Raw genomic sequence first — 13,216 nt, 5'->3', positions numbered from 1 at the left:
GCATCTTCATCGCGTTCATGAGCCCACTCACCCACCGCGATGCGGCCGGTGCCGGACGCCCGGCCGCACGCCTCTGTCGCGGTCGCGTCGCCAATAGCCCGAGACCTGAATGCTCTCGGGAGGCAGGCCGAACTCATCGCGGCATCTGCGTCCCACCGCCTGCACGTCCTCGTGCTCGCCGGCCGCCCACACCGACGCCGAACAGGGCACAGCCAGGCCCGCGAAAGCGTCCGACAGCGGCATGTCTCCGATCATCGGCACCCTGACCACACACAGGTCACGCGGCACCACATCGCCGATCCGTTCCTTCAGCGCGTCCGCGAACAGATCGACCTCGTCGGTGGGTGCGGCGGCGATGACAGACGTCGCCCCCGGCACCGGGAGCCTGGTCAGGATACTGAACACGGCGGCCAGCGCCGACGAGTCGGCCAGCAGGATCCTCGGGCTTCCCACCCCCGGCAGGCGGTGCTGGCGCGGGTCGGCCGCGCCGAGAACGTCGCCGGGACGCACCTGGTTGAGCCAGGCCATGACCGGCGAGGGTTCGCGATGCTTCACCACATCGATCGCGACGAGACGGCTGCCGGGATCGACGTCCGCGATGGTGAAGACGCGCGAGGGGAACACCGGCCCGGTCCCGCGGTCCGGGGGCCGGCCGTCGTCCGTGTTGTGCGAACCAGGGGCCGACGCGGGGAAGACGAGCCGAATCGTCATGTTCGCGGACGCCCACTCGTCGAGGACGTCGCGACCGGACACGGTTCCGTAGATTCTCACGAGTGCGGAGGATCGCGGTTCGACCGAGACGATCGTGACGAGACGCCCCCGCACGGGGAGCGCGTCGTCCGCGGTTCCGCCGTCCTCGGGAACTGTCGCACTCATGAGCCCAGATTGCCACTCGTGTCGACCGGTCTGGCCCGTCCCCGCGGCTCGTGGGGACGCTTCGCCGTGACAGAGTTCCTCGAAATCAGTCTGATTGCCTCGCCGGGCAGACATATTTCCTAGTCGCTACGCTCGTGGGCAAAATTTGAAGGAACTGTGTCACACGCAGACGCGACTGGTCGCACCGTGTTGGTAGTGTTCGCACAAACCCACCGACAAAACAGGATCATGAACCGCGACGACCGTTTTCAACTCCAGGCCACGATGGACGAAATCGCGGGATGGGCCGCTCAGGCCGAGATGATCCTGTCCGCGCGCGAGCGCATCGAGGCGGCCGCCTCAGGTGCGCTGTCCGGTTTGCGGCGCGGCATGGTCGACGTGGGACGCGATGGGCGGACCGCCTGGCGTGTGCTTGCCGTCCCCTGCGGGTCCGGCCCGGCGCTGAACGACCTGGAACGCGCATCCCTTCTGCCCATCATGTCGAGCGCCGATGCCGACGACGTCCGCCAGCTCCGTGCGCAGGTGCCCCAGGCTCTCCGGGACGCCGGTGCGTTGCTGGGTCTACGGCGCCTGGTCTCCGGCCGCGCTCGCCGTGCCAGGGCTGCGTCGGCGGCGGAGTTCCTGGCCGCGTACCAGGCGTGGGGACGGATGACCGATCTCACGGGCACCCTCGAACGCCTGCGTCCCCAGCCTTACGCGCCGTCGTCCGACCTCAAGGGATTGATATCCCATCTCGCGACCACTCCGCCGCTGTCCCGGTCGGGTCGTCGGCCGACGGTGCTGTCGGGCCTCACCCTCATCGACCTTCCCGGAGCCGTCGAGACCGTCCAGGGTGCTCTGCGCGACGAGAAACGGCTCGGAGCCGCCGCGCACGAGGCGGGCGACGCAGCGCGCCGGGCCGAGGCCGACAGGCTCGTGGCGGAGATGCCGGTGGACCGGCTGAAAGAGGTCACCCGCGAGGCACTGCGTATCGGGGCCCTCGAGGACGCCGGACTGACCACCGTGAGACGGGTACTGGACGCCGGCCCCCGCATCACCGGCCTCCCGGGCGTCGGTGAGGTCACGGCCGCGCGCATGGTCGGCGCTGCCCGCACGTTGTGGCAGACGACCTTCGACGAGACACCGGTGCGCATCGACCTGCACCGACGCGGCCCCGAGTGCACCGAGTTGCTCCGGCGTCTCGCGTTGTGGGAAGCGGCGCGGTCGATCACCAATGCGCCGGACGACCTCGCGCGCGCCGAGGAGCTGACTCGGCTCTCTCAGGTGGCCGCCAACCCGACGGAGAGCGTTGTCGTCTACCCCACGTCGGATCTCGGGGCCGACGAGTTGCGGGCCGACATCCGGGCGGTCGTCCGCCTCGCGAGGCAGGTCGCCCGCGCCAGCGCACCGACGCGGCAGCGTGATCCCTGGGAGGACTTCCTGGCCCGCCCCGCCGACTATTTCGGCCTGTTGGCCGAACTGGGCTTCAACACCGAGGACGAGCAGAAGGTCCATGGTGACCTACCGGCTGAGATAGTCGAGGCGATCCGGGCGCTCACGTTGGAGACCACTCATCTCAAGGTGGGAACACTGCGTGGCTACCAGAGCTTCGGCGCCCGGTTCGCTCTCGTCCAGCGCAAGGTGATCATCGGCGACGAGATGGGGCTCGGGAAGACCATCGAAGCCCTCGCCGTGCTCGCCCACCTTCGCTCGCGAGGTGAACAGCGTTTCGTCGTGATCTGTCCTGCGGCGGTCGTCACCAACTGGATCCGGGAGATCGGCTCGAAGACCGACCTGATCCCCCACCGCCTCCACGGCGACGAAAGGGCGGTGGCAGCCAGCAGTTGGCTGCGGACCGGCGGCGTCGGGGTCACCACGTTCGAGACCCTCCCCTGGTTCAAGTCGCACCTGCAGGAGGCGGGTGACCTGGACTGTGTCGTCATCGACGAGGCGCACTACATCAAGAACCCGGCCACGAAACGAGCCCAGCGTTGTGCGGACGTGCTGGCCAGATCCGAGCGGGCACTCCTGTTGACCGGAACGCCGCTGGAGAACCGCGCCGACGAGTTCGCCGCCCTCGTGGGATATGTACGACCCGAGCTGGCCGCGGATGCCGATTCGCTGTCGGCCCGGCGTTTTCGCAAGCGTGTCGCACCCGTCTACCTGCGCCGTAATCAGGAGGACGTGCTGACCGAGCTTCCCGAACTCGTCGAAGTGGACGAATGGCTCCCTCTGTCGCCCGACGACATGATCGCCTATCGGTCAGCGGTCGGTGAGGGAAACTTCATGGCGATGCGACAAGCCGCGATGCTGCAGGGACGTCGATCCGAGAAGATCCTCCGCCTCATCGAGGTCGTCCACGAGGCCGGAGAGAACGGACGCCGGGTCATCGTCTTCTCGAACTTCCGCGCCGTGCTCGGGCAGGTCGCCCGGCTGCTTCCCGGACAGGTGTTCGGCCCGATCACCGGGTCGGTTCCCGCGAACGCACGACAAGACATCGTGGATCAGTTCTCTCAGGCGGGCGCGGGTGCCGTCCTCGTCGCACAGATCATCGCCGGTGGGGTCGGGCTGAACATCCAGGCAGCGTCCGTGGTCGTGATCTGCGAGCCGCAGCTCAAACCCACCACGGAATGGCAGGCGATCGCCAGGGCACGGCGCATGGGCCAGCTCGAAGCCGTCCAGGTGCACCGGCTGCTGTCCGAGCAGTGCGTCGACGAGCGCGTGACCGAGATCCTCGCCCGAAAGACGTCGCTGTTCGACGATTTTGCCCGCGTCAGCGAGGTGGCCGACAGCGCTCCCGAGGCGTTCGACATCTCGGAGGCGCAACTCGCACGCGAGGTGGTCGCCGCGGAGCGGGAACGGTTGTTCTCCCGGCCGCAGCAAGGCGTCGGCGCCTAACTGCCGATCGCGCGCACGACGCCGGCGACGCTCTCGTCGAGATCGAGGTTGACGATCCGCACGACCGGGCATGTCAACGTGTCGAGCCAGGCCTCGTGCACGGGGCGGCTGCGTCCTTCCCGCGTGCCCGACTCGTAGGCGGCAGCCCACGTGAGGAAGTCCTCCGTGTCCTCGAAGTGGTCGCCGCCCGGCAGCGCGCGGTCGCCGTACCGGGCGTACTCGCGATCCCGCAGCCGGGTGAGTCGCAGGCTGTCGGGAGCCTCCAGCCGAATGACGAGGTCGAATCTGGAGGCGAGAGATTCGCCCCAGCCGGTGATCGAGCCGCTGAGCACCCATGCCTCGCCGGCGGCCAACGCGCCACCCAGCAACCGGAGCCGGTCCGCGAGCGGTCGGGTCACCGTGAAGGGTTCGGGAGTGTCCACCCAGAAGTAGTCGTCGGTGTCGAGGTGCTCGAAGCCAAGTTGGGACGCCACACGCGCGCCGATGGTGGTCGTCCCCGAGCCCGAGGCGCCGACGACGTGGATGTGTGTTCTCACCCGGTGAGTGTGTCACAGGGCGTGGTTAGGGTTCCCTGGCCTGCATCCGTCGGCGGAACATCGCCGCCGACACCTGTGTTTTCACGGACGAGCACGTAGACACAGCGGCTTTCCCGCTCTACCGCGAAGGACACGAAGTTCCATGGACGACTCGAGCCAGACCATCTCCCAACCCGGGGAGCAGACCCTGCCCCACCCCGGGGAACCGCACCAATCCGGCTTCGCCGAGAGGCTCAACTGGCTGCGCGCGGGCGTCCTGGGAGCGAACGACGGAATCGTCTCGGTCGCCTCGTTGGTGGTTGGGGTCGCCGGGGCCACCACGGACAGACCTGCTCTTCTGGTCGCAGGCATCGCCGGTGTCGTCGGCGGCGCGATCTCGATGGCACTGGGCGAGTACGTGTCGGTCAGCAGCCAGCGCGACAGCGAGAGCGCGCTGATCGACAAGGAGCGCCAGGAGTTGCACGACATGCCCGAGGAGGAACTGGAGGAACTCGTCGGGCTCTTCGTCCAACGCGGGTTGTCCGAGCAGACGGCCCGCCAGGCGGCCGCGGAGGTCACGGCACGCGATCCGCTGCCCGCGCACCTGGAACTCGAGTTGGGCATCGATCAGGACGAACTGGTCAATCCGTGGCATGCGGCCTTCTCGTCCGCGCTCTCCTTCACCCTGGGCGCATTGCTCCCCTTCCTGGCAATCCTTCTTCCGCCAGCTGCGTGGCGTGTGCCGGTGACGTTCGTCGCTGTCTGCGTCGCCCTGACAGCCACCGGAACGGTCTCGGCGACGATCGGCGGCAGCTCACGGCCGCGCGCGGTGACAAGGCTGGTCGCCGGAGGTGCACTTGCGCTGGCGGCCACCTGGCTGATCGGCGTCCTGATCGGGAACGCCGCCCTCGGCTGATCACTCCTGTCCCATGGCCCAGCCGTTCACCGTCAGGGGTCAGCGCTCAGCGATGCGAGAGCAACCGCGAGAGCGTCGCGGCGGCAGCCTCGGCGCCGCGCTCGGACCTCAGCGCGTCCGCCAAGGACTGGGCTCGCTCCCGGAGACCGGGTCGTGATGCCGTCTCCGCGATGATCCGGGCCAACCGGGCGGGCGTGAGCCTGTGCCTCGGGACGGGCGGCAGACCGACCCCGAGATCCGCGAGGCGTCGTCCCCAATAGGGCTGGTCGCCGAGCACCGGCGTTGCGGTCGCGGGAACCCCGGCGCGCACGCCCTGGTGCGTGGTGCCGGCCCCGCCATGGTGCACCAGTGCGGACATGCGGGGGAACAGCCACTGGTGCGAGACCTCGCCGACGACGAACAACCCCGGGTGCCCGACCGGAGTGTGGTCGCCCGAAGGTAGCTCGGGGACGAGGTTGCGCGCGACGACCCCCGGTCGCCCCGACCGGGCCAACGCCTCGGCGACCAACCCGTACCCGTCGGACGACGGCATCGAGCCGACCCCGACGTAAACGGCCCCCGGGTGGTCCTCGAGGAAGTCCTCCAGCCCGCCGGGCGGCGTCGGGTGCTCGGCGCCGGCCAGCCAGTGCCCCGTGACCACCACCCGATCGGGCCAGCCCGGATCCGGCGGCAGAAGGTGCGGGCTCACTCCGTACAGCGTGGGAGCATCGACCAACGCCGTCACGTAATCGTCCAAGCTCCACGGACGAAGGCCGAGGTCATGTCGGACGAGGTTGGTCGCGGGCAGAGCGAGACCTGCCGAATACCTGGCGGCCAGCATGCCCGCCAGGCGGTTGGCGCGGTGATTCCCCGAGACGATCGGCTGCATGGTGGACGCGGCTTGCGTGCTGGGCGTCAGCGGGGCGAACAGCGCCGACACATGCATCACACCACGCTCGTCGGCCAGCGCGGCACCGATGCCGAAGGTCGCCAACCCCGTGACCAGTGCCTCGCCCGGCCGGTGTCGCTCGCGCAGCACGGTCACGATCCGGGGCAGACACGCACCGACGAAAGCCCGGACCGCACGCGCGGAAGGATACGGCCCCCATCGAGACGCCCGGATCCAGGCGTCGCCGAGCGGCCCGGCCATCAACCGGGTGATGTCCACGCCGAGGTCTATCACCTCGCACCCCGCTTCGGCCGCGAACTCCGTCGAGTCGGTCCCCACCGCGAGCCGGGGGGTGATGCCGCATCCGCTCGCCGCCTTCGCGAGTTCGATCAAGGGTGCGACGTCGCCCCTGGTACCGAAGCCGACGAGCAGCACGGCCCGCTTCGATCCGGCAGGCAAGTGCCCGGGGATGTCCTCACTCATGAGTCGTTCCTCCCTCGCTCAGCCGGCGGTTAGCGCAGCGACGAGCGCGCTGACGATCGCAACCAATGCGAACAAGTAGATGGCCATCCCGAGCGGATGTCCAGCGTTGGGCTCATAGCCGATACCGGATCGTTTGGGAACCAGCACCGAGGGGTCGTTGGTGTTGTAGTAGACGAGGCCGAGTTTCCACAGACTGTCGTCGTCAGGTGAGTCAGGCTCGGGCCGTCCGATGCGAGCGGATTGTGCCGCTCGTCGGGCCCGCCCCTGGGCCTGCGCGGTGACGCCCACCAGGCACAACATCGTGACGACCAGCGCCGCCATTGCCGCCCAGGCGGCAGCGGCGATCGCGTCCTGACTGACAGCCAGTAGCGGAGCGAGTGCGAAGAAAATCAGCATCGCTGTGCTCAGCACCGACAGGCAGCCGATACCAACCTGGATTGCAACCGAGGTTTCGCGGGTCGACCGTCTGGACGGACCGCGGGCCCCGTCGGGCAGAACGGGGTCGTGCCGCCGGGACGTCCACGACGCCAAGCCAGCGATCATGGCCGCGATCGCCAACGCAGTCAATGGGGTGGCGAGCACTGTCCACCAGGTTCTGGTGGACCAGGCATCAGGCTGCCCGGCCGCGTTCCAGTGGGTGGGGAACGGGTCGGGGAGGACATCGAACCACAGGACGAGAATGACGGCACCTGCGACGGCGAGGGCTATAGACAGCACGTGCAGTGGCCAAACTGGCCGAGCCGTGGTGGTCTGGCGTCCCACATCGGCACCGATCCGAGTCTCGAGTCCGAAGTACCAGTTCTGCTCGCGTTTGGCGGCCGCGATGGGACGCCGACAGGCCACGAAGGCTATCGTCGAGGCGAGGAGCAGTCCGATCAACCACAGGGCGCCCGATACTGCCGCCATCCGGGTGAGCCAGACCCCGGCGGCTGCGACGATGGTGAGCAGCCCGCACGTCAGTTGATACCCGTGGACCGCCCGTATCACGACTGGGTCGGCAACTCTGGACCGCGGCACGCTGACTCCGAGTGGTACCGTCGCTCGAGAAATCTTGGGAACTGCCGCCATGACCAGCCCGAGAGCGACAACCACCGTGAGCATCGTCCAGACCATCACATGCCTCCTTGGCTCGCGCCAGCCTCCAGCCGAGCGGTTACCTCGCGACAGATCGATATCAGGTCGGCCTCAGTCAGTCCTTTGGCGCGTCCCTCAGCGAGCAAGGTGATCAACCGTTGCCTCCACTCGGTGACGAAGTAGGCCTGCGCCGGCTCCGAATCCCGCCCGCGAGCAATGAACGTCCCCGATTTGGCGTTACTGACGACCAAGCCTTCGGTACGTAGCAGGTCGTAGCCCTTGGCCACAGTCGCTGGGTTGATACGGAAGGCCCCAGCCAGTGACCGGACGGAGGCCAGCCCCGTGCCACGAGCGAGTTGGCCCATGGCGATCAGTTCCACGATTCGGTCACGCACCTGCTGATACAGCGGCACCGGCGACAACGGATCTAGTTCGATCTCCACGACACCTCCAGCCTCTATCTGTATTACAGATAGTAATACAGATACGTAGTCATGACACGGACACGCAGGCCCGCACGCATCCGGCCGCGTAACGGGATCGTTACGCGGCCGTAACCCACACGGAAGTGGCACTTGCTGAGATTCTGTTAGTTCTTAGTTCTCATACAAGTTGTCCCTCCTGCAGAAAGGCCCGGTCTTGACCAGCAGCTCAATCAACTCGGTGGCCGAATCGAGCGCCACCACATCGGAGAACGTGTGGAAGGTCGCCGAGGGCGAGGTTCGTAAGCCCGGCCTCCAGCACTTCGTCATGACGGCACTGTTCACCGGCATCGGCATCGTCGTGGGAACGTTCGGCAGCCTCGCGATTCCCCTCGGCTACATCACCGCCTTCTGGCCCGGCCAGGCGATTCAGACGGTGGGCGGCATCTGGTACGGCGGATGGGGCGGCATCGCAGGCGCGGCGTTCCCGATCATCTCCAACGCCATCGCAGGGTCCGCTCCCCTACCCATCTCGCTGGCCTACATTCCCGGCAACCTCGCTCAGAGCGTCGTCGGCGGCCTCGCGTTCAGGCTCTTCAAGGCCGATCCGCGCCTGCGGAGCGGCCGCGACTGGACGATCTTCACGATCTTCGCGATCATCGTCTCCAACCTCATCGGTGCACTGTGGGGCTCCGGGGTGCTGATCGTCTTCGGGCTCATCACGAGCGGCGCCTTCTGGGTGACCTTCATCGGCTGGTTCCTCGGCAACTCGATCGCGTCCTGGGTGCTCGGCGTCGTCATGCTGAAGTTCATCTCGCCGATCGTCCTTCGCAGCAAGGCCTTCGTCAAGCGCGTCTGGGCCTGATCCCGGCAGCACGCGTCGTCCCCACACAACAGAGAGCAGGTTGACCTCATGGCCTTCGCGATCGCCAGTCCGCCCCCGACGATGGTGAACGCGTCCCGGACGCGCACCACGCGTCCGGCGATGCAGAAGACGATCATGGGCTACGTCCCCACGACATCGCCCATGTACGCGCTGCATCCGGCCACGCGATTGGTCATCTACCTGGTGACCTCGGTGGTTCCGCTGTTCATCGAACGGCCGGAGGTCAACCTGCTCGTCATCGTCGTCACCCTGGTGATGTTCCGGCTGGCGAACGTGCGTCTCGGCCGGCTCAAGATGTTCCTGCCGATGTTCGTGACCGTCTTCATCATCCTCAACCTGACCTACGTCTGCTTCCCTCGCGCCGAGGACATGTCGTCCCCGGCCGCGCACTGGGGGCCGGTGAACGTCTACTTCGCCTCGGTCATGTGGGCGTTCACCACCTACTGCCGCATCATCGCGCTGGTGCTGGCGTCGATCTTCTACTTCAGCACCAACCGCGAGAGCGACATCCTCGTCGGCCTCAGATCGGTGGGCGTGCCCTTCGTGGTGTCGTACTTCATCGGCCTCGCGCTGCGATCGGTCGGGATCTTCCTGGAGGACTACGCGGTCATCAAAGAAGCCGAGGTCGCCCGCGGCCTCGACACGCGCGACCTGTCGCTGGTCGGCAAGGTCAAGCACTTCGCCATGAACCTCATTCCCCTGTTCGCGCTGTCGATCCGGCGCAGCGAGGACATCAGCATGGGCCTGTACGCCAAGGGCGTGCGGGTGAGCAACAAGGCCAACGGGAAGCCGCGCCCCGACTGGCTCAGGCAGAAGTTCTCGATGCGCGCGCGTGACTGGGGTGTGATCGCCGGCATGATCGTCCTGCTCGTGGCGATCGCGGCGATCCGCCTCACCACCGATTGGCTCGGGCTGGGCCAGTCCGTCATCAACCGTGGCCTGCTGGAGGTGCTGCGATGACCGGCTCGGCTCCGATCCCCATCGACGCGTCCGCCACCGACCGCGGCGAGCCCGCCATCACGGTCACGAACCTCACCTGGCGTTACGAGGGGGGCGACAAGGACGCCCTCGACGGCATCAACCTGACCATCCGGAGCCACGAGTTCGTGGGTGTCGTCGGCCCCAACGAGTCCGGCAAGACGACGCTGGCCAGCGCGATGAAGGGCATCATCCCGCAGAGCTTCAACGGCATCTACCACGGCTCGGTCGAGTTGTTCGGCAAGGACATCCGCGACTACGACGCCGCACAGTGCGCGGGCTTGGTGGGTCTGGTCTTCTCCGACCCGGACGCCCAGTTCACCTCCATGAGCGTCGAGGAGGAGATCACCTTCGGCCTGGAGAACCTCGGTATCGAGACCGACGAGATCGGACGCCGCCTGGACTGGGTGGTCGAACTCGCCGGCCTGGAAGGACTGCTCGCGAAATCGCCCTTCGAACTTTCCGGCGGGCAGAAGCAGCGGGTGGCCATTGCCAGTGTGCTCGCGATGCGTCCCCGGGTGATGATCCTGGACGAGCCCACCTCGATGCTCGACCCGGTCTCGAAAGCCGGGGTGTTCTCGCTGCTCCAACATCTGAAGCAGACCCTCGACATGACGATCGTCGTGATCGAGCACAACGTGGAGCGCCTGGTCGAGGTCTGCGACCGGATGTTCATGGTCGCGGGCGGCCGGGTCGTCGTCGACGCCGACCTCGATGCCTTCTTCGGGCAACTCGACGCCACCGCGCGCGAGTCCATCCGCATCCCGGGCACCGTCGTGTTCGCGGAGTCCGCGTTGGCCGATCCCGTGTCCATGCGGCACCCCGGGGTACGCCTCGACGACATCGTCTCGACCTGCCGACAGACACTGAGGAGCGCATAGTGGCCGAACCCATCATCGAGGTCACCGGACTCGACTACCGCTACGAGGACGGGACACAGGCATTGTCGGACGTCTCGTTCACGATCCAGCCGCACGAGTTCGTCGCCCTGATCGGCACCAACGGCTCCGGGAAGACGACGCTGTCGAAATGCCTCAACGGCATCCTCAAGGCCACCGGCGGGGCCGTCGTCGTCGACGGCCTGACGATCGGGCCCTCGACCAGGTCGGCGCAGCTCATCAAGTCGATCGGGTACGTCTTCCAGAACCCGGACCATCAGCTGTTCAACAACCGCATCTACGACGAGATCGCCTACGCGCCACGCAATCTGCATCTCGCAGCCGAGGATGTGGATTCACGAGTGCGTGAAGCCGCGCGAATCGCCGGCATCCCCGAACGGCTCTTCGACGATCACCCCTTCTTCCAGACCAAGGGCATCCGGCAGCGCATCGCCATCGCCTCGATCCTGTCGCTGCGCCCGAAGGTGATCATCGTGGACGAGCCAACAACCGGTCAGGACTACCGGCAATCGCGTGAGGTCATGGACTTCCTCCGGATGCTCAACGAGACGGCCGGGCACACGATCATCGTCATCACCCACGACATGGAGATCGTCGCCGAATACACACAACGGGTCATCGCGATGACCGGTGGCCGCATCCTCCTCGACGGGGCCACCCGCGAAGTGCTGACCCGCGCGGACGTCATCGCTCAGGCCGACCTCATGCCACCGCTGGTGACCCAGCTGGCCCAGGGCCTGGCCGACGACCGGTTCAGTGGTACGACGCTGTTCGCCGAGGAACTGCTGGCCGAGTGGCGGCGCGTCGTCGGTGCCGGAGAGGAGATGCGCCATGTCGGCTGACCTGGTGATAAGGAACGCCGAGGTCTTCACCCCCGAAGGTTTCGTCGGCGCCGATCTCGTCGTGGCCGACGGACGCATCGCCGACCTCGTGCCCCGCGGCGCCCCCGTCGACGACGCGGAGCAGGTCGAGGCCTCCGGAGCATGGGTGACACCCGGTTTCATCGACCTCCACGCGCACTGCGCCCTTCGCGCCTTCGACGAACCCACCATGGCGGCCAAACTTTCCCAGGGGTTCACCACGCAGCTGATCTGCCCGGACGGGCTCGGGCCCGCCCCGGTGGACGACGCACATCTCACCGCGCGACGCAGCTACCTCGCCGGCCTCGAGCCCGCCGAATCGCCCCGGTGGGGATGGCGCGGCTTCGACGAATACCTGTCCGACCTGGACGCCTGCCACCCGGCGAGCGACATGGCCGCCTGCGTGCCCCACAGCGCCGTCCGCCAGGTCGTCATGGGTGACGACGACCGCGCCCCGACTGCCGAAGAACTCGTCCGTATGCAGGAGTTGGCGGACCGCAGCCTCGCCGGGGGCGGCAGGGCGATCAGCTTCGGCATGATCTACGCACCCGGCCTGTATGCGCGACAGCCCGAACTGCAGGCCATGGCGCAGGTCGCCGCGAAGTGGGGTGTGCCACTGGTGCCCCACGTGCGCAACGAGGCGTCCGAATGCCTGGCCGCGATGACCGAGTTCATCGACGCGTGCCGGGCAACGGGCGCGCAGCTTCACGTCTCACATCTCAAGCTCATCGGCAACGCCCACCTGCTCGAACCCCTGCTCGCACTGCTGGCCGGGGCCGCCGGGCAGATACCGCTCACGGTCGACCAGTACCCCTACGGCGCGGGCAGCACTGTGCTGTCGGCGCTGCTTCCCCCGTGGGCCAACGACGGCGGACCGTCGGCAGCGCTGGCACGCTGCCGTGACCGCGACGACCGCCGGCGCATGGCCACCGACATGCACAAGGGCCTCGCGGGCTGGGAGAACATCTTCGGTTCCTGCGGCGCGGAGAACATCACCATCACGCAGGCGGTCGGGGCTCCCGAGTTCGAGGCCCAGACGCTGGCCGAGGCCGCCGACCGGTTGGGCACCGACCCGGCGCTGGCAGTGATGGACATCCTCGACCGCACCGGACTCGACTCGGCGATGATCGACCACTACGCGAGTGAGGACGTCGTGGCCGCCATCTACCGTGAGTCGGGGTCGCTGCTCGGCAGCGACGGGGTGTTCAATCCCTCGCCGCACCCCCGGTTGTACGGGTCGACGGGCCGGTTCCTCGGACGACTCGCCATCCGGGACGGGCACGTCACACCGTCCGAGGCCATCGAACGAATGACGCAGCGCAGCGCCGAGGTGCTGCATCTGCCCGACCGGGGCCGCATCGCCCGCGGGCTGCGCGCCGACCTGGTCGTCCTCGACCCGGCCGAGTTCGTCGACCGGGCCACGTTCGCCGATCCCTGCGAGTTCACCGCGGGTGTGCGTGGCGTGTGGGTGGCGGGCCAGAAGGTATGGGACGGAACCGGGTCGACCGGTGTGACAGGACCGACCGGCAACCTGCCCGGTCGTGTCGTGCGCTGAGGAAAGG

Annotated in this window: 12 protein-coding genes; 7 read left to right on the top strand and 5 right to left on the bottom strand. The window is 67.5% G+C overall.

What is annotated here, in order from left to right:
• Nucleotides 1–27: 27 nt before the first annotated feature.
• Complete coding sequence (locus tag FB473_RS06900; RefSeq protein ID WP_167165884.1) at nt 28–876, bottom strand: siderophore-interacting protein; 849 nt, start codon at nt 874–876, stop codon at nt 28–30.
• 228 nt (nt 877–1,104) lie between these two features.
• On the opposite strand from FB473_RS06900, the gene FB473_RS06895 reads away from it, so the two are divergent.
• Nucleotides 1,105–3,753, top strand: coding sequence for a DEAD/DEAH box helicase (locus FB473_RS06895; RefSeq protein WP_167165882.1), 2,649 nt, complete (start codon nt 1,105–1,107; stop codon nt 3,751–3,753).
• Here FB473_RS06895 and FB473_RS06890 read toward each other — a convergent pair.
• Nucleotides 3,750–4,289, bottom strand: a complete 540-nt coding sequence (locus FB473_RS06890) for a P-loop NTPase family protein (protein ID WP_167165880.1) — start codon at nt 4,287–4,289, stop codon at nt 3,750–3,752. The two genes, FB473_RS06895 and FB473_RS06890, sit on opposite strands and share 4 nt — an antisense overlap.
• Before the next feature lie 142 nt (nt 4,290–4,431).
• On the opposite strand from FB473_RS06890, the gene FB473_RS06885 reads away from it, so the two are divergent.
• Nucleotides 4,432–5,184: a VIT1/CCC1 transporter family protein gene (locus FB473_RS06885; protein WP_167165878.1), complete on the top strand. Its 753-nt coding sequence runs from the start codon at nt 4,432–4,434 to the stop codon at nt 5,182–5,184.
• A gap of 46 nt (nt 5,185–5,230) precedes the next feature.
• On the opposite strand, the gene FB473_RS06880 is transcribed toward FB473_RS06885, so the two are convergent.
• From FB473_RS06880 to FB473_RS06870, 3 genes are all read right to left on the bottom strand, one after another.
• Nucleotides 5,231–6,535, bottom strand: coding sequence for a glycosyltransferase (locus tag FB473_RS06880; RefSeq protein ID WP_167165876.1), 1,305 nt, complete (start codon nt 6,533–6,535; stop codon nt 5,231–5,233).
• 18 nt (nt 6,536–6,553) lie between these two features.
• Entirely contained in the window at nt 6,554–7,522 is a 969-nt protein-coding gene (locus FB473_RS06875) for a DUF1648 domain-containing protein (protein WP_167165874.1), read from the bottom strand.
• 125 nt (nt 7,523–7,647) lie between these two features.
• Nucleotides 7,648–8,052, bottom strand: a complete 405-nt coding sequence (locus tag FB473_RS06870) for a GntR family transcriptional regulator (protein ID WP_167165872.1) — start codon at nt 8,050–8,052, stop codon at nt 7,648–7,650.
• Nucleotides 8,053–8,248: 196 nt separating this feature from the next.
• Between FB473_RS06870 and FB473_RS06865 the strand changes: the two genes are divergently transcribed.
• Genes FB473_RS06865 through FB473_RS06845 form a run of 5 tightly spaced genes read left to right on the top strand, consistent with a single transcriptional unit; the run spans nt 8,249 to nt 13,209 of the window.
• Entirely contained in the window at nt 8,249–8,896 is a 648-nt protein-coding gene (locus tag FB473_RS06865; RefSeq protein ID WP_167165870.1) for an MASE1 domain-containing protein, read from the top strand.
• A 48-nt stretch (nt 8,897–8,944) separates the two neighbouring features.
• Nucleotides 8,945–9,877, top strand: coding sequence for an energy-coupling factor transporter transmembrane component T family protein (locus tag FB473_RS06860; protein ID WP_167165868.1), 933 nt, complete (start codon nt 8,945–8,947; stop codon nt 9,875–9,877).
• The gene (locus FB473_RS06855) at nt 9,874–10,776 is read left to right on the top strand and encodes an energy-coupling factor ABC transporter ATP-binding protein (protein ID WP_167165866.1); all 903 of its coding nucleotides are present in this window, start codon (nt 9,874–9,876) and stop codon (nt 10,774–10,776) included. Before FB473_RS06860 ends, FB473_RS06855 begins: the two co-directional genes overlap by 4 nt.
• Nucleotides 10,776–11,636, top strand: coding sequence for an ATP-binding cassette domain-containing protein (locus FB473_RS06850; protein ID WP_167165864.1), 861 nt, complete (start codon nt 10,776–10,778; stop codon nt 11,634–11,636). The genes FB473_RS06855 and FB473_RS06850 overlap by 1 nt, the downstream gene beginning before the upstream one ends.
• Nucleotides 11,626–13,209, top strand: a complete 1,584-nt coding sequence (locus FB473_RS06845) for an N-acyl-D-amino-acid deacylase family protein (RefSeq protein ID WP_167165862.1) — start codon at nt 11,626–11,628, stop codon at nt 13,207–13,209. Before FB473_RS06850 ends, FB473_RS06845 begins: the two co-directional genes overlap by 11 nt.
• Nucleotides 13,210–13,216 lie beyond the last annotated feature (7 nt).

The organism is Brooklawnia cerclae, from assembly GCF_011758645.1.
Lineage (GTDB): Bacteria > Actinomycetota > Actinomycetes > Propionibacteriales > Propionibacteriaceae > Brooklawnia > Brooklawnia cerclae.
The sequence above is the reverse complement of the archived record's forward strand: the minus strand, read 5'-3'. Positions and strand labels throughout refer to the sequence as shown.